The 22,963-nt window shown below is 67.8% G+C and carries 26 protein-coding genes; 4 read left to right on the top strand and 22 right to left on the bottom strand.

The window, feature by feature from the left end:
* Window positions 1–38: 38 nt before the first annotated feature.
* The 5 genes from ASG37_RS10695 to ASG37_RS17675 all read right to left on the bottom strand — a co-directional run bounded on the left by ASG37_RS10695 (window position 39) and on the right by ASG37_RS17675 (window position 4,197).
* A complete protein-coding gene (locus ASG37_RS10695; protein WP_055759526.1) occupies window positions 39–323 on the bottom strand; it encodes a CsbD family protein in 285 nt (94 codons plus the stop codon).
* On the bottom strand, window positions 320–1,666 hold the full coding sequence (locus tag ASG37_RS10690; RefSeq protein ID WP_055759523.1) for a mechanosensitive ion channel: 1,347 nt from the start codon (window positions 1,664–1,666) through the stop codon (window positions 320–322). The genes ASG37_RS10695 and ASG37_RS10690 overlap by 4 nt, the downstream gene beginning before the upstream one ends.
* 119 nt (window positions 1,667–1,785) lie before the next feature.
* Window positions 1,786–2,142 carry a hypothetical protein gene (locus ASG37_RS10685; protein WP_230772581.1) on the bottom strand — a complete coding sequence of 119 codons (357 nt, stop codon included), beginning with the start codon at window positions 2,140–2,142 and terminating at the stop codon, window positions 1,786–1,788.
* Between the two features lie 190 nt (window positions 2,143–2,332).
* Window positions 2,333–3,244, bottom strand: a complete 912-nt coding sequence (locus tag ASG37_RS10680; protein WP_162233463.1) for a GNAT family N-acetyltransferase — start codon at window positions 3,242–3,244, stop codon at window positions 2,333–2,335.
* Complete coding sequence (locus tag ASG37_RS17675) at window positions 3,241–4,197, bottom strand: polysaccharide deacetylase family protein (RefSeq protein WP_055759517.1); 957 nt, start codon at window positions 4,195–4,197, stop codon at window positions 3,241–3,243. The genes ASG37_RS10680 and ASG37_RS17675 overlap by 4 nt, the downstream gene beginning before the upstream one ends.
* A 238-nt stretch (window positions 4,198–4,435) precedes the next feature.
* Here ASG37_RS17675 and ASG37_RS10670 point away from each other — a divergent pair, with 238 nt between their 5' ends.
* A complete protein-coding gene (locus ASG37_RS10670; RefSeq protein ID WP_055759514.1) occupies window positions 4,436–4,636 on the top strand; it encodes a hypothetical protein in 201 nt (66 codons plus the stop codon).
* On the opposite strand, the gene ASG37_RS10665 is transcribed toward ASG37_RS10670, so the two are convergent.
* The 15 genes from ASG37_RS10665 to purB form a co-directional block, all read right to left on the bottom strand.
* Entirely contained in the window at window positions 4,623–4,880 is a 258-nt protein-coding gene (locus ASG37_RS10665) for a CcdB family protein (RefSeq protein ID WP_235525185.1), read from the bottom strand. The two genes, ASG37_RS10670 and ASG37_RS10665, sit on opposite strands and share 14 nt — an antisense overlap.
* A 41-nt stretch (window positions 4,881–4,921) precedes the next feature.
* Window positions 4,922–5,134, bottom strand: coding sequence for a type II toxin-antitoxin system CcdA family antitoxin (locus ASG37_RS10660; RefSeq protein WP_055759511.1), 213 nt, complete (start codon window positions 5,132–5,134; stop codon window positions 4,922–4,924).
* Between the two features lie 30 nt (window positions 5,135–5,164).
* On the bottom strand, window positions 5,165–7,096 hold the full coding sequence (gene uvrC, locus ASG37_RS10655; RefSeq protein ID WP_055759508.1) for an excinuclease ABC subunit UvrC: 1,932 nt from the start codon (window positions 7,094–7,096) through the stop codon (window positions 5,165–5,167).
* Window positions 7,097–7,410: 314 nt separating this feature from the next.
* Window positions 7,411–8,505 (bottom strand): sensor domain-containing diguanylate cyclase, encoded by a 1,095-nt coding sequence (locus ASG37_RS10650; protein ID WP_156349120.1) that lies wholly within the window; start codon window positions 8,503–8,505, stop codon window positions 7,411–7,413.
* Between the two features lie 151 nt (window positions 8,506–8,656).
* Complete coding sequence (locus ASG37_RS10645) at window positions 8,657–9,646, bottom strand: oxidoreductase (protein ID WP_055759502.1); 990 nt, start codon at window positions 9,644–9,646, stop codon at window positions 8,657–8,659.
* A gap of 1 nt (window position 9,647) precedes the next feature.
* Window positions 9,648–9,947 carry a hypothetical protein gene (locus tag ASG37_RS10640; protein ID WP_235525184.1) on the bottom strand — a complete coding sequence of 100 codons (300 nt, stop codon included), beginning with the start codon at window positions 9,945–9,947 and terminating at the stop codon, window positions 9,648–9,650.
* 169 nt (window positions 9,948–10,116) lie between these two features.
* On the bottom strand, window positions 10,117–11,499 hold the full coding sequence (locus tag ASG37_RS10635) for a nitrilase-related carbon-nitrogen hydrolase (protein WP_055759499.1): 1,383 nt from the start codon (window positions 11,497–11,499) through the stop codon (window positions 10,117–10,119).
* A 254-nt stretch (window positions 11,500–11,753) separates the two neighbouring features.
* Window positions 11,754–12,638, bottom strand: a complete 885-nt coding sequence (locus ASG37_RS10630) for a DUF4349 domain-containing protein (RefSeq protein WP_082448237.1) — start codon at window positions 12,636–12,638, stop codon at window positions 11,754–11,756.
* A gap of 276 nt (window positions 12,639–12,914) precedes the next feature.
* A complete protein-coding gene (locus ASG37_RS10625) occupies window positions 12,915–13,235 on the bottom strand; it encodes a DMT family transporter (RefSeq protein ID WP_055759493.1) in 321 nt (106 codons plus the stop codon).
* Between the two features lie 131 nt (window positions 13,236–13,366).
* Window positions 13,367–14,002, bottom strand: coding sequence for a hypothetical protein (locus ASG37_RS10620; protein ID WP_055759490.1), 636 nt, complete (start codon window positions 14,000–14,002; stop codon window positions 13,367–13,369).
* The gene (locus ASG37_RS10615; protein WP_055759487.1) at window positions 13,995–14,486 is read right to left on the bottom strand and encodes an ATPase; all 492 of its coding nucleotides are present in this window, start codon (window positions 14,484–14,486) and stop codon (window positions 13,995–13,997) included. The genes ASG37_RS10620 and ASG37_RS10615 overlap by 8 nt, the downstream gene beginning before the upstream one ends.
* 115 nt (window positions 14,487–14,601) lie before the next feature.
* On the bottom strand, window positions 14,602–14,829 hold the full coding sequence (locus ASG37_RS10610; RefSeq protein WP_055759484.1) for a F0F1 ATP synthase subunit C: 228 nt from the start codon (window positions 14,827–14,829) through the stop codon (window positions 14,602–14,604).
* A 40-nt stretch (window positions 14,830–14,869) separates the two neighbouring features.
* Window positions 14,870–15,655, bottom strand: coding sequence for a F0F1 ATP synthase subunit A (locus tag ASG37_RS10605; RefSeq protein WP_055759482.1), 786 nt, complete (start codon window positions 15,653–15,655; stop codon window positions 14,870–14,872).
* A gap of 37 nt (window positions 15,656–15,692) precedes the next feature.
* The gene (locus tag ASG37_RS10600; RefSeq protein WP_055760504.1) at window positions 15,693–16,013 is read right to left on the bottom strand and encodes an AtpZ/AtpI family protein; all 321 of its coding nucleotides are present in this window, start codon (window positions 16,011–16,013) and stop codon (window positions 15,693–15,695) included.
* Between the two features lie 170 nt (window positions 16,014–16,183).
* The gene (gene purB / locus ASG37_RS10595) at window positions 16,184–17,494 is read right to left on the bottom strand and encodes an adenylosuccinate lyase (protein WP_055759479.1); all 1,311 of its coding nucleotides are present in this window, start codon (window positions 17,492–17,494) and stop codon (window positions 16,184–16,186) included.
* 220 nt (window positions 17,495–17,714) lie between these two features.
* Between purB and ASG37_RS10590 the strand changes: the two genes are divergently transcribed.
* A complete protein-coding gene (locus tag ASG37_RS10590) occupies window positions 17,715–18,179 on the top strand; it encodes an EF-hand domain-containing protein (protein WP_235525183.1) in 465 nt (154 codons plus the stop codon).
* A 59-nt stretch (window positions 18,180–18,238) separates the two neighbouring features.
* On the opposite strand, the gene ASG37_RS10585 is transcribed toward ASG37_RS10590, so the two are convergent.
* The gene (locus ASG37_RS10585) at window positions 18,239–18,784 is read right to left on the bottom strand and encodes a sugar O-acetyltransferase (RefSeq protein ID WP_055759473.1); all 546 of its coding nucleotides are present in this window, start codon (window positions 18,782–18,784) and stop codon (window positions 18,239–18,241) included.
* Window positions 18,781–19,464, bottom strand: a complete 684-nt coding sequence (gene radC, locus ASG37_RS10580) for a RadC family protein (protein WP_055759470.1) — start codon at window positions 19,462–19,464, stop codon at window positions 18,781–18,783. Before radC ends, ASG37_RS10585 begins: the two co-directional genes overlap by 4 nt.
* 32 nt (window positions 19,465–19,496) lie before the next feature.
* On the opposite strand from radC, the gene ASG37_RS10575 reads away from it, so the two are divergent.
* Both ASG37_RS10575 and ASG37_RS10570 read left to right on the top strand, forming a co-directional pair.
* A complete protein-coding gene (locus ASG37_RS10575; RefSeq protein ID WP_235525182.1) occupies window positions 19,497–22,772 on the top strand; it encodes a YdbH domain-containing protein in 3,276 nt (1,091 codons plus the stop codon).
* Window positions 22,769–22,963: a YnbE family lipoprotein gene (locus tag ASG37_RS10570; protein ID WP_055759467.1), complete on the top strand. Its 195-nt coding sequence runs from the start codon at window positions 22,769–22,771 to the stop codon at window positions 22,961–22,963. Before ASG37_RS10575 ends, ASG37_RS10570 begins: the two co-directional genes overlap by 4 nt.

Below are 22,963 nucleotides of genomic sequence, written 5' to 3'. Positions count from 1 at the left end.
GGTCCGCCCTCGTCGAGCAGACCCTGTTCGCGCTTCGCTTACTTGCCGCGCAGCGAATTGATGATCGCGATGCCCAGCACGCCGCCCAGCGTCGCGGCGGTGAACGGCCGCTCGCGGATGAACTGGCGGGCGTAGTCGATCGCCGGACGCACCGTCTGCTCGACCGCATCCTTGGCATCGCCAAAGCCCTTCTGGAGCTTGCCGTCGAGCTGGTCGGCCTTGCCTTCGCTCTGCAGCGACTTGTCGCCCAGCGCCTGGCCGACGCCTTCCTTCAGCTTGCCGCCAAGGTCGTTGGCCGATCCGGTCAGGGTATCCGTGTTCATCGATAATCTCCTTCGTTCGTGTTGGTGAAATCGGTTGCCGGACGTTCGGGAGTGTCGGTCGGTTCCGTCACGGGCGTCTTGTCGTCACCCTTTTCGCCGAGCATCCGCGACACCGCGCGCCGCGCCGGCTCACGCCCGCCAAGGCCGAAGGCGACGGCGAACGCCACCGCGACCGCGCCGAGGATTAGCCCGAACGCCAGGTTGATGATGTCGTCGGCCAGCCCCATGAAGCGCAGGCCGATCGCGGTGCCGAGCACGATGATCGCGACGCGGACGACGGGGGCGGCGACGCGCGCGCCTTCCTGGCCGTTGCTCTCGATCGCGCGGGCGATCAACCGGGCGATGACGACGGCGGCGAAGATGATGATCGCGCCGAACACGACCTGCCCGAACAGCGACAGCACCTCGGCCATGATCCGCGAGCCATAGGCGAAATTGAGCTGGCGGAACGCCTCCATCAGCCCGAAGATCAGGATCGCGGCGAACACGCCGTTGCCGACCGCCTTCGACGGGGTGAGCGCGGGGGCCACCGCGTCGCTGCGCTGCGTCGTCTGCTGCCACAGCCCGGTCGACCCCACCGCCCGGTCGAACCCGGTGGTCGCGAGGAACTGCGCGGCGAGGCGCGAGGCGAACTTGCCGATCGCATAGGCGACGGCGAGGATCAGTCCGGCGGCGATGACATGCGGGATCGCGTCGAGGATGATGCGCAGCATCGCGGTGGCGGGTTGCGAGATCGCGGCGATATTCAGCGTATCCAGCGCGGCGATCGCGACCGGAATGATGATGAGCGCGAACACGATCGCACCGATCGTGCGCGACAGCATCGACGGGTCGGTCGGGATGTCGCCACCGATCCGTGCCGAGAAACGCTCGACATGGCTGGCGGTGACGACCGCCTCGACCGCCTTGCGCGCGACCTTCGCCAGCACATAGCCAAGGAAGAAGATCAGCCCCGCGCCGATGATGTGCGGCACGGCCTGGCCGAACCCGCGCAGCATGTCGCCGAGCGGCCCGGTCGCGCCGGTCAGCCCCAGCGGTTGGGTGGCGAGGAACAGCGCGATCAGCAACACGACCCAATACACCGCATCGCCCACCTGCGCGCCGACGCTGTCGGGATGGCGTTCGGTCAGCGACGGATCATTGGCGTGGCGGGCGAGCGGCGTGCGGTTGACGAGCTTCGCCACGCCCCATTTCACGCCGCGCGCGATCAGCCAGCCGATGCCGAGGATGACGAGCGCGGCCAGCAGCCGCGGCCCCCATTGCTCGACATAGAGCCACAACTGGCTCCCGAATTCGCGGGTGTTCGACACGACGGTGCCGCCCGCATAGGTGACGTCATTCATGATTGGGGTATCATCCCTGTCTGTAAACTGGTTCGGGGGCCAGCCGGCCCCCGGTCATCGGCCGCAGAACGGTCGGAGGACGGCCGAAATCGCGCGTTCGCGTCGTTCCGGCCCGATCCTCAGAGCGCGGGCGGCGGGTTCGTGATGATGCCGCATGCGGCGGCGGCCTTGCCGACCTCCAGCGCGACCTTCGGGTCGCGGATCTGGCCCGCGACGCGGATGAAATCGCCCGACGTCAGCCGGCCCGGCGTCGTGTCGCCTTCGCGCGCCGCCCGCGCGGCGCGGCCGAGCTGCTGCAACTGGCCGATCGACAGGTTGGCCTCAAGCCGGTTGCCGACGCACTGCGACTGGTCGGGCTGAAAGCCATAGCCCTCCAGCGAACCGGCGATCTTGGCGGAAGGGTCGACACAGCCTGCCGTGGCAAGGCCCATGCCACCGATCGTCAGCAGCACCGTCATCAGCCGTGGGGTATTCATCGTGTTTCTCCCTGTAGGGCTGTTCAAACCAACAGGGCGCGCGCAATTTCCTGGTATTTTTGCATCATCCTACCAGAGATACCGTAATTCCGGCGGTATCGCGGTCGTGATTTCGGCCATGAAGCCAAATGGTTTCGCGGTTCGGCTCCCCAGTCAAGCCGATGACAACAAGGGTATTTTACCCGAACTATTATCCGCGCCGCACCCGATCGACCAACCGACCGACGACTGGCCAGTCGCGTGCAGTTTTCGCACTTTCCACCATTTGGTCGAAGCCGCGCAGCGCCGCCACCAGCGCCCGGTTGGTCCATCCCGGCCGCAACAGCAACAGGTCGACGCACGCCGTCCCCGCGCTGGAAAACTGGCGTTTGTGCTGCCCCTCCCCCTCGGTGAAGTCGAACCGGCGCGCCGCCGGATCGGCGAACAGCGTAGCGAACGCTTCGGCATGCAGCACGCTGCCCGGCGACCAGTCGTTCCACGCCGGATCATGCCCGACATAGTCGTAGCGCACGTCGCCCCCGGTCATCGGGCAATAGAGATAGGCGATGGCCACGTCGTTCACGCACAACAGCCAGCCGAACGCCTCGCCCGCCGCCGCCTTCGCCCGCATCGCCGCGACGAACGCCGGATCGTCAGGCAGCCCGGCCCCGAGCAGCTTCTCCTGATAGGTCCGCGCCGCCACGCCGCGCGCCAGCGCGTGGAACACCGCCATCTCGTCGCCCGAGCGATAGGTCCGCACGTCGAGCGTGCCGCCATTGGCCTCGGCCAGCTTCTTGGTCTTGCGCTTCAACCCCGACCGCGCATTGCCCGACAGACCCGCCAGCCACCCGGCATGGGTGCCGCTCAGATCGGTATGATAGCGGGTATAGCGCTGCCGCAGATAGGTGATGCCGCCGCCCGGCCGCACCGCCTCGACCAGCGCTTCGGGCAGCGACGTGACCGACCATCCCGCCGCCCCGTCCGGTAGCGGCGGCAGCACCGGCACCCGCCCGCCCAGTACGTCGTCCAGTTCGAGGGGCACGCGCACCAATCGGCGGCGTACCGCGAACAGCGTCCGCGCGCCGATCTGGAACTTGATCGGCCATGCCACCGCGCCGCTCACGCCGCGCGTTCCTCGACCATGTTCGACCAGAGCTGCTCCGCCTGCCGCCAGCGGGTACGCAGCACGCTGGCAGGCAGCGGCCGGTCGTCCTGCCCCAGCCGCAAGGCCGGCCGGTCGCGGAAATGCACCGTCGGCAACACGTCGGCGCGCGCGGCGAGCATCCGGCACAGCGCCTCGAACCGGGCGACATGGATGCGGTTGGCGCGGGTGCCGCTGCGGTTCGCCAGTTCGAAGCCATGGCTGACGATCGTCACCGCCGCATGATGTTCGGCCGCCGCATGGGTCAGCGCAGCGCGCATCTCGCCCGTCGACAGCGCGCATATCTGGAAATGCCGCCGCCCGCCGCCCGGCGTCATAATCGTCGTCACCGGCACCTCGGTCAGCCCGCGATGCGCGACCGGCGCGATCTGGTCGGGGCCAAGGCCGATCGCGCTCGGCCATGGATGCTCGGACCCGTTGTGGCTGCTGTCATAGGCGAAGCCGAGCGCGGCCAGCGCGTCGATCGTCGCGTCGTTGGCGCTGTAGCTGCCCGCGCGAAACGCCACCGGCGGCGGCGCGCCGCACGCGACCAGCAACTCGCGCGCCTCGCCCAGCATTGCCTGTTGCTCGTCGAGTGACAGGTCGATCAACTCGAACCGGCCATGCGCCCGCCCCCGGTCCCCCACCGCCGCGCCGACCCAATTGGGGTGCAGGTGCAGTTGCACCTCCTGGCCTGCCGCAACGATCGCCTCGACCACCGGCGCGATCGCAGCGCGGCCGTACAACCGCACCGGCATCGGATCGACGAAGAAACACGCCTTCAGCCCATGCGCCGCCAGCCGCTGCAACTGCCAGCGCACGCCGACCCCCGCCGGCTCCAGCGAGCGGGCGACGACGGTCGCTTCCGGCAGATCGGCGGCATGGTGCCGCCACATCAATTCGGTATCGATGGTCAGGAAGACGGGAGTGGCCATGGCACCGCGCTACCCCGGTTGGGGTAAACATCGCGTAAGCCCGGTGCCGCAACCGGGACCAAACGGTACGCTGCGTACCTTCCGCGAATTAACCATATGGCCGCGCGGTTTTGCGTGAATTTCGCGTCGTACCGGCCAGTTTGCGGTGTTTTCAACCATATATCCCCATCGTTCGTACGGAACGCACCGCATTTTCGATCCGTTTTCCTTTCAACCGATTAACATGTTGGAAGTAACGATGATCGAAGACCACGACCATATCGATGCGATCTTCCTCGTCGCGCGATACGGCCGCGAAGCACCGCAGGTCGCCGATGGCCAGCGCCTTCAGGCTGCCGACCGCGGCGACCGCAGCGAGGTGCGCCGCTGGCGCGGCATCCGCCGCTTCATCCGCCGCTCGATCGGGCCGATGGAAGCAGTCCCGGTCAAAAACCGCTGAGCAGGAAATCGATCGCCGCGACAATCCGGTCCTGCTCGTCGGCAAGCGATGCCACCCGATCCCCCAGTTCGCGGACGGGCACGGCGGCGGCGAGTTGGGTGTACATCACGACCGTTGCATCCTCGACGCGGAATTCAGGATTTAGCCGCCGGACCGGAGGGCTCAACGCATTGACCGGCAATAATGGAACGACGAACCGCGTGGCGAGGTGCGACAGCAGGTCCGACTGACAGTCGAGCAGCAAATCCTGCCCGTCACGCGAGCGTCAGACATCGAACCGCCCCATTAGAACATCCGGTACTTCGCCAGCGGCAGTTCGTTATGGTCGACCCAGCCATTCCACTCCGCGATCGCCGCTTGGTTTTCCTTAAGCCATTCCGCCTCACGCGCCTGCCGGATCGCGTGGGCCAGCCCTGCCTCGCACGCCGCGATCACATCGACGCCCAGCGCTTGCGCATCGGCGATCATCGCCGGATCGATCCTGCCTTCCGCACCCATCGCCAGTCTCCTTGGCACCCGTCCGCGATCCTATCGCGAATGGAAGAAATCATACACCCCCTGCGCCATCGCCGTGCTGACCCCCGGCGCCTTTTGCAGATCGGCCAGACTCGCGTTGCGCACCGCCCGCGCGGTGCCGAAGTGCATCAGCAACGCCTTCTTGCGCGCCGGGCCGATGCCGGGCACGTCGTCGAGCGGGCTGGCGCCGATCGCCTTCGACCGTTTGTCGCGATGCGCGCCGATCACGAAGCGGTGGACTTCGTCGCGCAGCCGCTGGAGATAGAACAGCACCGGTGAATTGACCGGCAGCATCAGTTCGCGCCCGTCCATCAGGTGAAATACCTCGCGCCCGTCGCGCCCGTGATGCGGCCCCTTCGCCACGCCGACCATGCACACGTCCTCGATGCCGAGATCCTCCAGCACCGCCTTCGCCGCGTTCAACTGCCCGCGCCCGCCATCGATCAGCACCAGATCGGGCCAGCCGCCGCCGTCGCGATCGACCTCGCGGTCGGGGTTCTCCTCCTGCGCGCGAGCGAAACGGCGGGTCAGCACCTCCTTCATCATCGCGAAGTCGTCGTTGGTCTGCGCCTCCTTGATGTTGAACTTGCGATACTGGCCCTTGCGGAACCCCTCCGGCCCGGCGACCACCATCGCGCCCAGCGCGTTGGTCCCCTGGATATGGCTGTTGTCATACACCTCGATCCGGTTCGGCGGTCCTTCCAGCTCGAACAGCTCGGCAACCTCGCGCAGCAGCTTCGCCTGCGTCGTCGACTCGGCGTTGCGCCGCTCCAACGCTTCCTGCGCATTGCGCTTCGCCTGATCGAGCAGCCGGCGCCGCGTGCCCCGCTGCGGCACCGACAGCGCGACCTTGAACCCCGCGCGCTCGGCCATCGCCTCGGCCAGCACCTCGGCCTCCGCCAGTTCGCGGTCGACGAACACGTTGCGCGGCGGCGGCACCTCTTCATAGAATTGCATCAGGAACGCACCGAATACCTCGTCCTCGGGCACGTCGTTGGTATGCGCCGGAAAGAAGCTGCGGTGCCCCCAGTTCTGTCCACCGCGAATGAAGAATGCCTGGATGCCGATCACCCCCTCGTGCGCCGCCATCGCGAACACATCGGCGTCGCCGACCCCCTCGGCGTTGATCGCCTGGCTCCCCTGGATGAAGGTCAGCGCCTTCAACCGGTCGCGCAGCACCGCCGCCAGTTCGAAATCCATGTTCTCGGCCGCCGCCTGCATCTGCGCGCCCAGCTTCGCCTGCACCTTCGTCGACTTGCCCGCGAGGAAATCTTTCGCGTCGGACATCAGCTCGGCATAGGCCGCCTGATCGATCCGCCCGACACACGGCGCCGAACACCGCTTGATCTGGTACAGCAGGCACGGCCGGTCGCGCGTCTTGAAGAAGCCGTCGGTGCAGGACCGCAGTAGAAACAGCTTTTGCAGCGCGTTCAGCGTCTGCGTCACCGATCCGGCGCTGGCGAACGGCCCGTAATAATCGCCCTTCGCCCGCCGCGCGCCGCGATGCTTGCTGATGCGCGGAAATTCATGATCGGCGCGCAGCAGGATGAACGGGAAGCTTTTGTCGTCGCGCAGCAGCACGTTGTACGGCGGGCGATAGCGTTTGATGAGTTGCGCTTCGAGCAACAGCGCCTCGGCCTCGTTGTTGGTCGTCACGATCGTCATCGACCGCGTCTGCGCCACCATCCGCTGCAACCGCTTGGTCAGCCGCGCCACCTGCGTATAATTCGCCACGCGGTTCCTGAGCGCGCGTGCCTTGCCGATATACAGTACCTCGCCGCGCGCATCCTGCATCCGGTATACGCCGGGACGCACCGGCAACGTCGCCAGCACGTTGCGGATCGCCGCGACCCCGGCGTCGAGGTCGGGCGTATCCGACCCGCGCACGGTAAAGCTGGCCTTGTCTTCGTTGAAGCGACTGGGGGCATTGGGCGTTTCCGACATCCCCGCCGATTTAGGGAGCGCACGCCGCGAACGCCAGCGGGGCGGGCGTGTGTGGCCTTTGGGTTCACGCGAAGGCGCGGAGACGCGGGGAAAGTTTAGGAAGAAGGGATTCTCGCGCAGAGGCGCGGAGGGGGTGCGCTTGCCGCAATGGCGGCTCTCCATCGTAGGCCGCAGCGAGGGAGAGGCTTCGCCGGGTCGCTGCCATCGTTGCGTGCGCATCCTCTCTGCGCCTCTGCGCCTCTGCGCGAAAATCACTTCTGCTTCTTCCTCCGCGCCTTCGCGTCTCCGCGCCTCCGCGTGAACCCAACGAAGCGTCAGGCCGCGATCCGCCCCCGCCCCGCATCCTTCGCCCGGTACATCGCCCGGTCGGCGCGCTGCATCGCATCGGCCAGCGTCACATCGCCCGGCTCGATCCGCGCCAGTCCCACGCTGACGCTCCACGGCGGTAGGTCGGCGACCGGCCGGCCGGCGCGTTCGCGCAACCGCTCCGCCACCGCTTCGGCATCGTCCGCCGTCGCCACCACCAGAAACTCGTCACCGCCCAGCCGGCAAACGAAATCATGCGCCGCCTCGCGCTGCAACGCCCGCGCGATCGCCACCAGCACGCCGTCGCCCACGCCGTGCCCATGATGGTCGTTGATCGCCTTGAAATGATCGATGTCGATCAGCAGCACGACCCGCCCCGGCACCCGCAACACCGCCTCGTTCGCCGCCAGCGCCGCGCGGTTCCATACCCCGGTCAGCGGGTCGCACAGCGCGATCTCCTGCAACTGCCGTTCCGATCGCATGCCCGGAATCGCCAGCAGCGACAGGTTGGCGATGCTCAGCAGCACCTGATCCGCCAGCATCGGCACCAGCGCCAGATACGGCACCGCCCGCGCGCTCACGACCTCGCCGACCGCGCCCAGCGCATAGCAGGGAATATAGCACAGCAACGCCATCCCCGCGGTCTGCCGCATCGCCCGGCTCCCGTCGCTCGCATGGCTGAACGCCAGCGGCCATCCGAACGCCAGCATGCCGACCGCCAGCCCCAGCGCCAGCAGCAGCCGCCCGGCCAGCATCGCCCCCTCGCCCGGCAGCACGATCGCCGCCGCCGGCACGATCGCGGTCGCCGCGACCACCGCCCACATCCATCGCGCGAACGGTGCCCGCCGGTCGAGCGAGCGCACCCCCGCCAGGATGAAGGCCGTCGACAGCGACAGCAGCCCGTTGAGCGGTGCCGCCGCCCACACCGGCATCGGTTCGCCCAGCGATGCGTAGCCGAGCAGCACGACGCAGTAGCTGGCGCTCGACAACGCCCACCACCGCATCCACGGCGCCCGCCGCCCTCCGGCCGCGACCAGGAACACGACCGCATAGGCCGCGCTGGCAAGGAAGCTGCACTGACGCAGCGTGGACAGGTCGGGCATGTCGAACATCGTCGACCATGGACGATACGCGCCAGATGTTAATAGCCGATAAGGACCGTGCCGGTCGGCCGAGTCGGCACGTCGGATCGCGCCAGTGCCGGCAAATGCCCGTCATTCCGACGGAAGCCGGGATGGCGAAACGATACGCCCGCTATTCCCCGCGTGCCGCCGCGATGATCCGCAGCCCGCGCACCGCATCGACCGGATCGACCGGCACCGGCCCGTGCCCCAGCACCGCGTCGCGCATCGCCGCATAATAGCCGCGCCAGTCGCCCACCGCCGATCGCACCCGCCGCGTCGCGCCCGCGCCGTCGCTCAGCACGCCCCAGTCGCGCTCATCCTCGATGCCATAGCCCGGATCGGCCGGGCTGCCGCCGGCGCGCAGCACCGCTTCCTGCGGATCGATGCCATGTTTGACGAAGCTGCCCTTCGTTCCGTGCAGCGCGAAGCGCGGGCGCGGCGCGGCGACCAGCGACGCCGATCCGATCGTCACCCGCCGCCGGCCATAACGCAGCGTCAGCGCGAAATAATCGTCGGTCGCCGCCGCGTCCCGCTGCACGGCGACATCGCCCGCCACCGCATCGGGCATGCCGAACAGGCGAATCGCCTGATCGATCATATGCGGGCCAAGATCGTTGAGCAGCCCGCCGCCCGGTCCCTCGCCCTCGCGCCAGCCCGGCTTGATCGCCGGACGGAACCGATCCCAGTGGAACTCGGCCAGCATCACCTCGCCCAGCACGCCATCGCGCAACAGTGCCTCGATCGTCAGGAAATCGCTGTCCCACCGCCGGTTGTGGAACACGCTGAGCAGCCGCTCCGCCCCGCGCGCCAGTTGCACCAGCTCGACCGCGTCGCACGCGTCGACCGCCAGCGGCTTGTCGACCACGACATGCCGCCCCGCCGCCAATGCTGCCTGCGCCAGCGGCGCATGACTGTCGTTGGGCGTCGCCACGACGACCAGATCAAGGCTGTCGTCGTCGATCAGCGCTTGGTGGTCGGCATGACGCACGGCACCCGGAAAGCGATCGGTCGGCCGCGATGTCGCGATCGCCGCCAGTTCCATGCCCTCCACGCCCGCGATCAGCGGCGCATGGAACGACGCGCCGGCAAGGCCGAACCCGATCAGGCCGACGCGCACCATCCTATTTCAGCTTCGCCAGCTCGGCGGCGACCTTCGCGACCTGCTCGTCGGTGATCCTGCCCCCCGAATAGGGCTGGACCTGCTTCAGGCTCATCCCCTTGAACATCGGATAGGATTCATGCGCCATCATGCCGGGGAACTGCGCGTCGAGGATCGCCTTGCCCTGCGGGTTGGCAGCGATACTCTCGATCGTGCTGTCGATGGTCAGGCTGGCGGCGGCGGGCGCGGCGGCCGGTGCCTGTGCCGACCCCATGGCCGGAACGGCGAGCAACGCAGCGGCAAGCAACACGAACTTCATCATACACATCTCCCCTGCCGGCATCTCCGCCGACAGCACGCCACGCTATCGCATCCGCGCGGCCTACGGAACCGCCCGTGTCCGCGTCGGGTGAGCGGATGGCCGGAAACCTCCGCCAAACGCCGCGACCGTCCCGGTCGGGATCGGGAAGCGCAAGCGATGTCGAGACGTTTTAGAACCCGCCCCTCGCGAAGCCCCGCGAAAATCCGCCCGAACGCAGGACCAGCAGCAATATCCAGGCCAGCACGCATCCCCAACCAAACACGTCTCCGACCATGGCGTAGATGGTGGCATCACCGGGATCGACAGGTATTCGGGCACGCAAAATGCCCATCGCGGCATTGCTGCGACGCTCGGCGATCACGCGGCCGTAACGATCGCTCACGACGCTGATGCCATGCCGCGCCGCGCGGGCGATCGAGGCCCCGCCCTCGACGCCGCGCAGGACCGTCATGCGAGCGGTCAACCAATCGTCCACCGCGAAGTCGTTCGCGGGCACCAGCATCACCCGGGCATCCTTACCGGCATAGTCGCGTTCGAGCGTCGGAAAATGCATGTCCTTGCAGATCGCCACGCCCGTCCCGTTCAGAACGATGGCGGCGCGCCCGGGCGTGATGCCTGCCTCGACGCCGGGCACCAGATGCTGTTTCACATACCAGCGATAGGAGCCGTCCGGCCGGGCGATCAGCGCGCGATTGGTGATCCGCTTCGCCTCGTCCACGATGACGCCGACGACAATCGTCGCATTTTTCCGTGCGGCATAGGCGGCAAGCGAGCGCGCGCCCCGCTCGGCAACGACGGCCGGAAGCCGGACGACGCCTTCGGGGAGCAGCACGATCATGCCCGGGGCGATCACGCGCGCTATCGCCCGACCATAGGTGTCGCGAAAGACATCCCAGTCGCGAGGCTGGGATCGGATGCCGTCCGTCGCGATCAGCGCGACCGACAGTCCGGGTGCCGGTGCCGTCCCGGACAGCCGCATGAACCCGAACGACAGCGTCGCCCCGATCACCGTCACGGCAACCACAAGGACCATCGGCAGGCCACGCCGATCGATCCGCCCCCTCGTTGCCCACAGTATCCCGAGCGAGCTGCCGGCGAGAAGAACGACGAAGGTGATCGCCGGCATGCCGCCAAGGCTCGCGACTTGAAGGACCGGCAGCGCGTTCATCTGGCTATAGGCGATGCTGCCGGCGCTGCCGTGCGGCGACACATGGATCAGAAGCATATCGATCGCGGCCCAGCCGATCGGCACGGCAAGCACGGCGGGAAGAAGCTGCCGCCGCTCCGCAAAGGTCACGCCCAGACGAATAGTGCTCGACCATGCCACGGCGACAAGGGCCAGGATCAGCATCGCGGAGAACCAGCCGCCGACCATCAGGTGATAGGAGAAACTGCTGGTTCCACCGATCAGGCCGGCCAGCAGGGTAAGCCGGCGTCGATCGGCGACGGGCGCGCGCAACGTCGCGACGATTACCGGGGCCGGTGCCAACCACGCCGCCCACCATATGGGATTCATCGCATAGCTCATGGCGAGCAACGCGCCCGAAAGCATCGCAAGACCGTACGCCCCCAACCCCTCACGTCTGATCCCCGACATCATGTTCCCCTCAGGCGATCGTCATACCGGCCACGACCCCCCCGGCAACGCTCATCGGGCACAGTCCTCGGCCGGATCGGGCATCAGCGATGTCGTTGCCAACCCCGTCGTCCCGCACCCGGCGTGCGACGACCCGGGAGCGAACCCCGTCCACTCCCGCGCGGAGCAACGCCATCGGAGACGGTGCGACCCGGTGCGCGATCACACCGTTACTCCCGCTCCGGCACCACCGCATCGTTTCGCCGCCACCATGGCAACCGCCACCCGTGGCGTCGCGCGATGCGGCGCAGGCCCCACAACAGCGGCACGCCCACCACCACCCATGGCAATGCGGCGACCAGAAACGTCACCAGCGCCGCGACGCTGCTCGACAGCGTATCGCCCGCCGTGGCGATGCTCGCCGCGACCGGCGACGATCCGCCGGGCAGGTCGTTGAACGCATAGCTGATCGCCAGCCGCGACATCGCGACGCGCTGCGCCAGCGTCGCGCGGGTCGCCTTCGCCGCCTCCAGTTCCTCGTTGGTCTTGGCGTAGGCCTGCTCCGCCTCGACCAGTTCGCCGACCTTGCCGTTGCCCGACCGGATGATCGTCAGCAGCCGTTCGGCCAGCGCCTGCTTGGCGCGGACCGCCGCCTCGGCATCGATCATCTGCCGCGTCACATCCTCGGCCTCGACCGATCGCAGCGCCCGGCGTGCGCCGCCGGCTTGGGCGATCGCGTCGAAGCGGCGCATCATCGCCTCCGCCTGACGCGCATCGATCAGCAGCACCGCCTCGTCGGTGACGATATGCTCGTCCGACCCCGGATCATTGAGCGTCGAGCTGACGACCAGGCAGCGTGTGGGGCCGAGCTTGCGGCACAGCGCCAGTTGTTGCCCCTGCACCGCAGCGACGCCGGGCCGGTCGAACGCATAGCGGACGGTATAGCTGTACGCGACCTGCGATCCCGACGCCGGCGGCGCGTCTGGCGCTCCGGCGGGCGGCTCCTGCACGTCATACTCCATCATCGCATCGGAGCGCTGCTGCTGCATCTCCCGCCCGCCGCCGCACGCCGCCAATGTCAGCACCGCGCCTAGCACTACCGCCCGCCACCGCATCCGCCCCGCTCCCCCTTGGGTGAAACCGCAGCATGACCTGTCCAACGCGCCCCGGTCAATCGGCCGGAACGCCTGCCACGACGCGCAGGTGTAACCTTCGCCGGCCCAACGCCACGCCGCATCCCCGCGCCGGTCGAGGTCCCTGCGACGGAACGCAGAAAAGCGGGCGCTGCCCTACAGACCGCGCCCGCCCTATACTCTGTTCGTTGCTTGAAATCGTCCGACCAGCACCCTGCGAAGGGCTGCTCTGCGTAACCTTCGTTTGGAAAGTTTACCTCACCCCTGCGCGAACAGTTTCGTGCCCACCACGCCGATCACGATCAGCACCATGAACCCCGCCTGCGCCGGCGCAATCCGCTCGCCGAACAACACCACGCCGCCGATGATGACTCCGACCGCCCCGAGGCCCGTCCACACTGCATAGGCGGTCCCCGCCGGAATGCCGCGCATCGCCAGCGCGAGCAGTCCCATGTTCACGAACGACAAGGTGATCGGCACTGCCGACGCCGCCAGCGTCGCCTGCCCCGCCGCCCATTTCAGGCTGAGTGCCCAGATGATCTCGCACACGACCGCAACGCCCAAGATGGCCCATGCCATATCGGTTCTCCATTTGCGGGCTCGGACAAGGAAAGGGCACGGCCGGAAACCCGAAAGAGACCGTGGCAAAAACGGAAAAGCGCCGCCCGGCCGGTCGGCTGGGCGGCGCTTTCACGCAAACAGCAACAGGATCAGTTCAGCCGGGCACCACCCAGACCGGCAATCGTCCGGTCGACCAGCGCGCGGTCGGCGCCACCGGCCATCCGCTCGGCGATCAGCGTCGTCGCGGCCTTGGCGGCGGCATCGGCGGCGGTCGCGCGGACCTCGGCGATGGCGGCGCGCTCGGCGGCGGCGATCTTGTCGGTCGCCATCTTGGCGCGACGCTGCGTCAGGTCGGCGGCGTCGGCCTCGGCCTTCGCCAACAGGCCCTGCGCCTCGGCCTCGGCATGCGCGACCATCTCGGCGGCCTGTGCCTCGATCCCGGCGATCTTCGCGGCATATTCGTCGCGCAGCGCCTCGGCCTCGGCACGCAGCACGCGCGCCTCGTCCAGCCGGGTGCGGATCGCGGCGATCTGTCCGTCGAGCAGCCGGCCGATCACGGCGGGAACGCCCTTCACCACCAGCACGAGCAGGAACAGCAGCATCGCCGCGCTGACCCATCCAGTCGCGTCGAGGAACAGCGCGGTCGGCTCCTGATGGGGCACGCCCGTCACGCCGCCATGCGCGCTCTCGACTGCGTCGCTGCCGGTCTTGGGCAGGCCCTCGTTATGGACCACCTGCGACAGGTTTTCTTCGGCGGCCCCGCCACCGATATGTGGATTAGCCATGGAGCACCGCCTTCACCGCGCGCTGCGCGTCCTGTTCGCTGACCTGCACGCCGGCCACGCGCTCGGCGATCGCCTGCGCGGCACCGACGGCCACGCCCTCGATCTCGGCGAGCGCCGAGGTCTTCTGTGCGGCGATGTCGGCCTCGGCCTGGGTCACGCGAGCCTGCACCTCGGCATTGGCCACGGCCAGCCGTTCGGCAGTCGCGGCAGCGCCACGCGCGCGGGCATCAGCCAACAGCTTTTGCGCTGCCTCGCGGCTGGCGTTTTCGCGGGTGCGCCATGCCGCCTCGGTGGCATCGGCCTGTGCCCGCGCCGCGTCGGCGGCGGCGAGATCGGCGGCGATGCCCTTGTCGCGCTGGTCGACCGTGCCCTGCACCTTGGGCACCATGCCCAGGCCCACGACCAGGAAGACGATGCCGAAGGTCAGCACCAGCCAGAAGACCTGCGACCCCCACGTCGCGGCAAGCTGCTCGATTTGCGGCATGAAACGTCCCGTATCAATTGGTCGGCCGGGCAGATGCCCGGTCCGAAACCGGCCCCTTGAACGGCACCGGCGGACCGGTGCGGGCCTATCCCCGCACCGGTGGTGTCACGTAGGTTTATGCGACGAAGATCAGCAGCACGGCGACGACGAACGCCAGCAGGCCGAGAAGCTCGGCGGCGGCGAAGCCGATGAACATGTTGCCCTGCTGGCCAGCGGCGGCCGACGGGTTGCGCAGCGCGCCCTGGAGGAACGCGGCGAACACGTTGCCCACGCCGAGTGCGGCGAGGCCCGCACCGATGGCAGCGAGGCCGGCGCCGAGCAGCTTGATCGAGTCTGCTTCCATGTCGAAAACTCCTTGAGGTAAATCAGTTGGTTGGATGGGATCAGTGATGGTCGTGCAGATGCACGGCATCGTTGATGTAGAGCGAGGTCAGCAGCGCGAAGACATAGGCCTGCACGCCGGCGACCAGCATTTCGAGCGCCGAGACGCCGACCATCAGCGCAAAGCTCGGCAGGCTGACCAGCAGCCCGACGCCGACGCCCGTCGCGGTGGAATTGATGATGAACCCGGCCAGCACTTTCAGCAGGATGTGCCCGGCGGTCATGGCGACGAACAACCGCAGCGCGAGGCTGAACGGGCGGACCATGAACGACACGAACTCGATCGGCGCGACGAGGATCAGCACCGGGATCGGCGTGCCCTTCGGCGCAAACAGGCTGAAGAAGCGCAGGCCGTGCTTGAACAGACCCACGACCAGCACGATCGAGAAGCTGGCGATCGCCAGCACGCCGGTGACGGTGAAGTGGCTGGTGACGGTGAACGGGTGCAGCCCGATCAGCCCGAAGGGCAACAGGCCGACGACGTTCGCGAACAGGATGAACATGAACAGCGAGAAGACATAGGGCAGGTACTTGCGCCCCTCATGCCCGATGTTCGCCGCCAGCAGCTTGTCGATGAAGCCGGTGAAGCCCTCGACCGCCATCTGCCAGCGGCCCGGAATCGCCTGCTGCTTCATGCCGCCGATCATGAACACGAACAGCGCGGCGGCGGCCACGATCATCCACAGCGCCGAATTGGTGAACGGCAGGACATGGTCGCCCAGCGGAATGTTGAAGATCGTCTGCACCTCGAACTGGTGCATCGGATCGATCTTGCCTGCCTGCGCCACGTCGCTTCGCCCCGATATGCCAAGGCGCCCGAAACGTTCAGTCCGGGCGCCGGTTCGAAATCCTGATGATGTTCCTGAACGCGCTGACGATCCCTAGCGAGAGCAGCACGAGCAGGAGCCAAGGCGAGGTGCCGAGCAGATAATCGAGCGTTCCCCCGATCACCGCCCCCCCGACCATTCCCCCGATCAGTTCGGCCAGCACGCGATTGCCGAGGCGGTAGTTCCGCTCGCCGGCGTCGTCGCGTGCCTGTCCGGTACGGATCGCCTCGTCCGTCTTCGCCCGTTTCAGCCGCTCGTCGAGCGACGTGATCCGGGCATCTTCGGGCAAGGGGTCCAGTCCGGGCTCGTTCTCCGCCATCATCCCTCCCCAAGACCTTTCGGCCGGGCCGGAAATACGCCGGATGGCGAGCCCGCCAAGGCAGCCGCGCTTTAGGAAGGTGACGGTTTCGAGTCAACCACAGCGTTCGCGCGAGAACCTTTCAGCACGATGAATGGAGGGGAGAACGCCTGCCGCTCCCCCTCCGCATATCACGCCTCGCCGAACACCCGGGCGAAGATCGTGTCGACGTGCTTGTAGTGATAACCAAGGTCGAAACGCGCCTCGATCTCCTCCGCCGGCAGCGCGGCGGCGACGTCCACATCGGCCTTGAGCAGTTCGAGCAGCGACAGTTCGCCGTCCGATTCCCACACCTTCATCGCGTTGCGCTGGACCCAGCGGTACGAATCCTCGCGGCTGACCCCGGCCTGGGTCAGCGCCAGCAGCACGCGCTGCGAATGGACGAGGCCGCCCATCTTGTTGAGGTTCTTCTCCATCCGCGCCGGATAGACGACCAGCTTGTCGATCACCCCGGCCAGCCGCGCGAGTGCGAAGTCGAGCGTGATCGTCGCGTCCGGCCCGATGTAGCGCTCGACCGACGAGTGCGAGATGTCGCGCTCGTGCCACAGCGCGACATTCTCCAGCGCCGGCGTTACATAGCCGCGCACCATGCGGGCGAGGCCGGTCAGGTTTTCGGTCAGCACCGGGTTGCGCTTGTGCGGCATCGCCGACGAGCCCTTCTGGCCGGGCGAGAAATATTCCTCGGCCTCCAGCACCTCGGTGCGCTGCAAGTGGCGGATTTCGGTCGCTAGCCGCTCGATCGACCCGGCGATGACGCCCAGCGTCGCGAAGTACATCGCGTGGCGGTCGCGCGGGATGACCTGCGTCGATACCGGCTCGATCGTCAGACCCATCTTGTCGGCGACATGCGCCTCGACCGCCGGATCAATGTTGGCGAAGGTGCCGACCGCGCCCGAAATCGCGCAGGTCGCCACTTCGGCGCGGGCGTTGCTCAACCGCGTGCGGCAGCGATCGAACTCGGCATAGGCCTGCGCCAGCTTGAGGCCGAAGGTGACGGGTTCGGCATGGATGCCGTGGCTGCGGCCGATCGTCGGGGTCAGCTTGTGTTCGCGGGCACGGCGCTCGATCACCTCGAGCAGCCGGTCGAGATCGGCGAGCAATATGTCCGACGCGCGGGCGAGCTGCACCGCAAGACAGGTGTCGAGCACGTCGGAGCTGGTCATCCCCTGATGCAGGAAGCGCGCTTCCGGCCCGGTGCGTTCGGAGACATGGGTCAGGAAGGCGATGACGTCGTGCTTCGTCTCCGCCTCGATCTCGTCGATCCGCTCCACATCGAAATCGGCGTCGTTCATCGCCCAGATCTTGTCGGCCGCCTCGCGCGGCACCACGCCCAGATCGGCGAGCGCGTCGGTCGCATGCGCCTCGATCTCGAACCAGATGCGGAACCGGGCCTGCGGTTGCCACAGCGCGGACATTTCGGGGCGGGAGTAGCGCGGAATCATGGGCGGACCCTTTCTGAAGTTCTGGAGCGTCGAACGGTTGGCCGCGCCCTAGCAACATGTCGCGGGTGAATCGAGCCTGTCGTGCGACAGAAATATGACAGACGGGGGTTTCATCGAAACCGAAACGACATAGATGGGTTCCGTCACCGCCAAGTCGTTCCAGACAACATGGAACGCGGCGTTGAATACCCGAACCAATCCGTAAAGGAGTAATTCGATGATGAAGCCAGTTCTTTTCGCCAGTGCCCTACTGATTTCGGGCAGTGCATTTGCGCAAACCGCCGTCCCCGCCCAGACGACTGCACCCGCCGCGCCGACGACGGCGCCGGGCGATGCGACGACTGCCGCCGCCCCGGAACAGGCCGCTCCGGCAACGCAGCCCGATCCCGCGACGCAGACCGTGCAGACGACCGCCGAAGCCGGCCAGCCCGCGTCGGGCGAGCAGATCGCGCAGATCGTCGAGGCCGAATTCCCGAAATACGACAAGGACGGGAAGGGCCAGTTGACCGAATCCCAGTTCGGCGAATGGATGGTCGCGCTCCGCTCGGCGAGCGATCCCGCCACCTCGGCCGACAAGCCCGACGTGAAGGCATGGGTGAAACAGGCGTTCGCGCAGGCCGACAAGGACAAGTCGAAGGCGGTGTCGAAGGCCGAACTGACGAGCTTCCTGAGCCAGAGCGCCTGATTTCCGGCACGCCCCCTTTGATGCAGCACTTGACCGCCGGGAGAAATCCCGGCGGTTTTTTATCGCACCCGCGCCGGATTGCCGACGACGGTAGCGCCCGCCGGCACGTCACGGGTCACGACCGCGCCGGCACCGATCAGCGCGTCGTCGCCGACCGTGATGCCCGGCAACAGGATCGCGCCGCCGCCAATCCATACGTTCGCGCCGATCGTCACCGGCCGACCGAATTCGACCATCTGCGCGCGCACCGCCGGATCGCGCGGGTGATCGGCCGCGAGGATCTGCACGCCCGGCCCGATCTGCGTCCGGTCGCCGATCGTGACCGCGCACACGTCGAGGATCACGCAGCCGAAGTTGACGAACACCGCGTCCCCGACGGTGATGTTGTAGCCATAGTCGATATGGAACGGCGGGCGGATGTTGACCCCCGCCCCCACCCGCGCCAGCCGTTCGCGCAGCAGCGGCAGGCGATCGTCGGGGCTCCACGACAGCGAGGCGTTGTAGCGGTCCATCCATGCCCCCGCAGCGGCGACATCGCCGACCAGTTCGGCGTCGCTGGCGTCATACAGCTCGCCGGCGATCATCTTCTGCTTTTCGGTCTTCATATCATTCCTTGCGAGCGCAGGCTGGTGTGGCCCTTGGCGCTGATGATGAGATGATCGTGGACGGTGATGCCCAGCGGCTTGCCCGCCGCCGCGATCGTGCGGGTCAGGTCGATGTCGGCGCGGCTGGGGCTGTGATCGCCGCTCGGGTGATTGTGGACGAGGATCAGCGCCGCCGAGCCGAGGTCGAGCGCGCGGCGGATCACTTCGCGGGTATAGATCGGGGCTTCGTCGATCGTGCCTTCGGCCACCAGTTCGTCGCGGATCAACATGTTGCGGCTGTTCAGGTGCAGCACGCGAATCCGTTCGATCGCGTGGTGCGCCATATCGGCGTGGAGATAATCGAGCAGCGCCTGCCAGCTCGACAGCACGGGCCGGGCGATGACCTGTGCCTGCAACATCCGCGTCGCCACGCACTGGACGATGCGGATCGCGGCGACCGAATGCTCGCCCATGCCGGCGACCTTGCCCAGCGCCAGCGGATCCGCCGCCAACAATCCGCCGATCCCGCCGAATTCGTGGAGCAGCAGCTTGGCGAGCGGTTTGGTATCGCGGCGTGGGATGACGAGCATCAACAGATATTCGATCAGTTCGTGATCGAGCAGACCCTCGCCACCGTGAGTCACCAAACGCTCGCGCAGGCGCGCGCGGTGGCCGGTGCCGTCGGTGTCTGGCGTGCTCATCGCCGACCACCGGTAGCGGATCGGCCGGCCCTGTGCGAGAGGTCAGCGACAGCGACTTTTCGTTGCGCTGGCGGAACCGCTCGGGGCTTGCCGCGCTTGACCTGACGCGGTGGAGCGGCAACGAGACGGGGCGTGGCAGCGGAGTGGATGGTCTGAGCGGTGGCGACAGCGACGCGGTGACGACCGACGCCCGCCCACGCGGCCGGATGCGGCGGCGCTTCGTGCGCGTGCTGCTGGTCGTGTGCCTGATCGTCCTGTCGATCGCGGCGCTCCTGTGGACGCAGCGCAAGCCGATCGCCGACAATCTCGTCCGCCGCGAACTCGAACGGCGCGGCGTCAGCGCGCGCTACCGGGTCGCGGAGATCGGCTTCGGGCGGCAACGGCTGGTCGACGTGGTGATCGGGAACCCAAGCCGCCCCGATCTGGTCGCCGACTGGGTCGATGTCGACACCAATATCGGGCTGAACGGCGCGCGCGTGACCGGTGCCCGCGTCGGTCAGGCGCGGTTGCGCGCTACGTTGAGCCCCGACGGCACGGTATCGTTCGGGGAGATCGACAAGCTTTTGCCGCCGCCCTCGGGCAAGCCGTTCGCACTGCCGGACTTCGCCGTCGCGGTGAACGATGGCCGCATCCGGCTGACCACGCCCTATGGCATCGTCGGCCTGAAGGTCGCGGGCAAGGGCCGGTTGCGCGATGGCTTCACCGGGCGACTGGCGGCGGTGTCCGAAGCGTTGGCGCTCAACGGCTGCAAGATCGAACGACTGGCGAGCGCGCTGTCAGTGCGCATCGTGGGCGGGCGACCGTCGGTGACCGGACCGGTCCGGGCGCAACGGGCCGCCTGTGGCGAGGTCGCGGTGGTGGCGCCGGTCGCCGATCTCGACCTGTCGCTCGGCGAAGCGTTCGATCGCTGGCGGGGCAAGGCCGGCATCCGCGCCGCGCGCGTGACTGCCCCTACGACGCGCGTCGCCGACATCGCCGGCACCATCGCTTTCGACGGACGGGCCGGCGCGACGCGCGGGACGATCGACCTTACCTCGGGTGCGTTCGCCTTGCCGCAGGCGAGCGGTGCGGGGCTCGGCATCGATGGCCGCTACGCGCTGGAAGGAGCGCCGGCGTTCGAGGGACGGGTGTCGGCCGCTGGCGTGACGCTGCCGCGCGCGACGATCGCCAGCATCGCTTCGGCGGGGCGGGTCGCCGCCGGTTCGCCGCTCGATCCGCTCGCGCGCGCCGCCGCCGCTGCCGCCGCACGGGCCGCGACCCGGTTCGATGTGACCGCGCGGCTGGCGGCGCGCCCTCTGGTGGCCCGGATCGACAGTGCCGCCGTACGCAGCGCCAGCGGAGCGCGTCTCTCGCTAACCGACGGGCCGGTGCAGTGGGTATCGGGCAAGGGCGTGACGCTGAACGGCATGGTCGCGATGGCCGGCGGCGGCCTGCCCGATGCGCGGGTCCGCCTGCGCCAGTCCGCGCCGGGCGCGGCGGTGAGCGGCACGGCAATCGTCCGGCCCTACGCCGCCGGCGACGCCCGACTGGCGCTCACGCCAGTCCGCTTCCGCGTTGCCCCCGACGGCGGCACCCGGATTGAAACCGAAGCGACGCTGTCGGGGCCGCTTGCCGACGGGCGAATCGATAATCTGCGCCTGCCGATCGACGCGCGCTGGAACGGGGCGACGTCGGTCAGCGTCAATCCCGGTTGCACCCCGGTTGCGTTCGATCGGTTGCGGGTATCGGCGTTGCGTCTTGCGCCGGTTCGTACCCGGCTCTGCGCGATCGACGGGGCGATGCTGCGGCTGGCGAACGGCCGGATCGGCGGCGGCGTGACGGCCGGTCCGCTGACGCTCAACGGGATGCTCGGCGGATCGCCGCTGACGCTGAGTGCGACCGACGCGCGGTTCGGCATGGGCAACCTCGGCTTCGCGCTGAGCGGCGTGCGGACCCGGCTCGGCGGCCCCGACCGGATGAGCGTCCTTGATATCGCCAGCCTGACCGGACGGATCGCGAATGGCAGCGTCACCGGCGGGTTCACCGGGGGGGAAGGCCAGATCGGCAACGTCCCGCTGCTGATCCGCGAGGCGGCGGGCGACTGGGCATTGCGCCAAGGCATCTTGACGCTGAACGGCACGGTCGGCGTGCGCGATGCCGATGCCGCCCCCCGGTTCGAGCCGCTGCGCAGCGACGACTTCACCCTGACGCTGAACGGCAATGCGATCCGCGCGGGCGGCACGCTGAAACACCCGGCGAAGGGCGTGAAAGTCACCGACGTGGCGATCACCCATGATCTCGCCAGCGGTCGCGGCAGAGCCGTGCTCGACGTGCCCGGCATCACCTTCGGCGATTCGTTCCAGCCGAACGAACTGACCCGGCTGACCTTCGGCGTCGTCGCCGATGTGAAGGGCAGCGTGTCGGGACGCGGCGACATCGCATGGTCGCCGCAAGGCGTCACCAGCACCGGCACTTTCCGCACCGCCGGCACCGATCTTGCCGCCGCCTTCGGTCCGGTCAGCGGCCTGTCGGGCGAAATCCGCTTCACCGACCTGCTCGGCCTTGTCAGTGCGCCGGGACAGGTCGTCACGCTTGCCGAGGTCAACCCGGGCATCGCCGTCACCGATGGCGTCGTCCGCTATCGCCTGATCGAAGGGCAGCGTGTCCAGATCGAGGGCGGGCGCTGGCCGATCGGCGGCGGTGAGATGGTGCTGGAGCCGACGATTCTCGATTTCGCGGAGGACCAGCAGCGCCGGCTCACCTTCCGCGTGACCGGCGTGAACGCCGGACTGTTCCTGCAACAGTTCCAGTTCGACAACATCAACGCATCGGGCACGTTCGACGGCGTGCTGCCGATGATCTTCGATGCCAACGGCGGACGGATCGAGGGCGGCAAGCTGCAATCGCGTGGGTCGGGCAACCTGTCCTACGTCGGCGACGTGACCAAGGAGGATGTCGGCTTCTGGGGCAATCTGGCGTTCCAGGCTTTGAAGTCGATGAACTATCGCGGGCTGACGATCGAGATGGACGGGCCACTGGCGGGTGAGATGGTGACGGCGATCCGCTTCTCGGGCGTCAGCCAGGGTCAGGGCACCTACAGCAATTTTCTGATCCGCCGCCTCGCGCGGCTGCCGTTCGTGTTCAACGTGCGGATCAAGGCGCCCTTCCGCCAACTGATCGATTCGGTGCAGAATTATTACGATCCCAAACGGCTGATCGAGCGCAATCTGCCGGCACTCCAAGCCGAACAGCGGCGGCAGGAACAGGGCTTGCCCCCCGCCCCGCTCGATACCACCATTCAGCCATCCGAAAGCGAGACTGTGCCATGAGCGAAACGGTGACGAGGATGCGATTCCTGACGATTGGAGCGGCGGCGCTGGCCGCCGGTGGGTGCGTGAACGTTTCCGCGCCCGACAAACCGATCGTCATCAATCTCAACATCAACATCACGCAGGAAGTGGTGTATCGTCTCGATGGTGAGGCGAAGACGCTGATCCAGGACAATCCAGGGATATTCTGA

The organism is Sphingomonas sp. Leaf407 (assembly GCF_001425385.1).
In the GTDB taxonomy this organism is placed as follows: domain Bacteria; phylum Pseudomonadota; class Alphaproteobacteria; order Sphingomonadales; family Sphingomonadaceae; genus Sphingomonas.
Note: the sequence above shows the minus strand (reverse complement) of the source record. Positions and strands in the feature narration are given on the sequence as shown.

What these genes read in the sequence shown, in the direction of transcription:
- ASG37_RS10695 (WP_055759526.1), bottom strand. Translation starts at nt 323, where the DNA reads ATGAACACGGATACCCTGACCGGATCGGCCAACGACCTTGGCGGCAAG.
- ASG37_RS10690 (WP_055759523.1), bottom strand. Translation starts at nt 1,666, where the DNA reads ATGAATGACGTCACCTATGCGGGCGGCACCGTCGTGTCGAACACCCGC.
- ASG37_RS10685 (WP_230772581.1), bottom strand. Translation starts at nt 2,142, where the DNA reads ATGAATACCCCACGGCTGATGACGGTGCTGCTGACGATCGGTGGCATG.
- ASG37_RS17675 (WP_055759517.1), bottom strand. Translation starts at nt 4,197, where the DNA reads ATGGCCACTCCCGTCTTCCTGACCATCGATACCGAATTGATGTGGCGG.
- ASG37_RS10670 (WP_055759514.1), top strand. Translation starts at nt 4,436, where the DNA reads ATGATCGAAGACCACGACCATATCGATGCGATCTTCCTCGTCGCGCGA.
- ASG37_RS10660 (WP_055759511.1), bottom strand. Translation starts at nt 5,134, where the DNA reads ATGGGTGCGGAAGGCAGGATCGATCCGGCGATGATCGCCGATGCGCAA.
- uvrC (WP_055759508.1), bottom strand. Translation starts at nt 7,096, where the DNA reads ATGTCGGAAACGCCCAATGCCCCCAGTCGCTTCAACGAAGACAAGGCC.
- ASG37_RS10650 (WP_156349120.1), bottom strand. Translation starts at nt 8,505, where the DNA reads ATGCCCGACCTGTCCACGCTGCGTCAGTGCAGCTTCCTTGCCAGCGCG.
- ASG37_RS10645 (WP_055759502.1), bottom strand. Translation starts at nt 9,646, where the DNA reads ATGGTGCGCGTCGGCCTGATCGGGTTCGGCCTTGCCGGCGCGTCGTTC.
- ASG37_RS10640 (WP_235525184.1), bottom strand. Translation starts at nt 9,947, where the DNA reads ATGATGAAGTTCGTGTTGCTTGCCGCTGCGTTGCTCGCCGTTCCGGCC.
- ASG37_RS10635 (WP_055759499.1), bottom strand. Translation starts at nt 11,499, where the DNA reads ATGCTTTCGGGCGCGTTGCTCGCCATGAGCTATGCGATGAATCCCATA.
- ASG37_RS10630 (WP_082448237.1), bottom strand. Translation starts at nt 12,638, where the DNA reads ATGCGGTGGCGGGCGGTAGTGCTAGGCGCGGTGCTGACATTGGCGGCG.
- ASG37_RS10625 (WP_055759493.1), bottom strand. Translation starts at nt 13,235, where the DNA reads ATGGCATGGGCCATCTTGGGCGTTGCGGTCGTGTGCGAGATCATCTGG.
- ASG37_RS10620 (WP_055759490.1), bottom strand. Translation starts at nt 14,002, where the DNA reads ATGGCTAATCCACATATCGGTGGCGGGGCCGCCGAAGAAAACCTGTCG.
- ASG37_RS10615 (WP_055759487.1), bottom strand. Translation starts at nt 14,486, where the DNA reads ATGCCGCAAATCGAGCAGCTTGCCGCGACGTGGGGGTCGCAGGTCTTC.
- ASG37_RS10610 (WP_055759484.1), bottom strand. Translation starts at nt 14,829, where the DNA reads ATGGAAGCAGACTCGATCAAGCTGCTCGGCGCCGGCCTCGCTGCCATC.
- ASG37_RS10600 (WP_055760504.1), bottom strand. Translation starts at nt 16,013, where the DNA reads ATGGCGGAGAACGAGCCCGGACTGGACCCCTTGCCCGAAGATGCCCGG.
- purB (WP_055759479.1), bottom strand. Translation starts at nt 17,494, where the DNA reads ATGATTCCGCGCTACTCCCGCCCCGAAATGTCCGCGCTGTGGCAACCG.
- ASG37_RS10590 (WP_235525183.1), top strand. Translation starts at nt 17,715, where the DNA reads ATGAAGCCAGTTCTTTTCGCCAGTGCCCTACTGATTTCGGGCAGTGCA.
- ASG37_RS10585 (WP_055759473.1), bottom strand. Translation starts at nt 18,784, where the DNA reads ATGAAGACCGAAAAGCAGAAGATGATCGCCGGCGAGCTGTATGACGCC.
- radC (WP_055759470.1), bottom strand. Translation starts at nt 19,464, where the DNA reads ATGAGCACGCCAGACACCGACGGCACCGGCCACCGCGCGCGCCTGCGC.
- ASG37_RS10570 (WP_055759467.1), top strand. Translation starts at nt 22,769, where the DNA reads ATGAGCGAAACGGTGACGAGGATGCGATTCCTGACGATTGGAGCGGCG.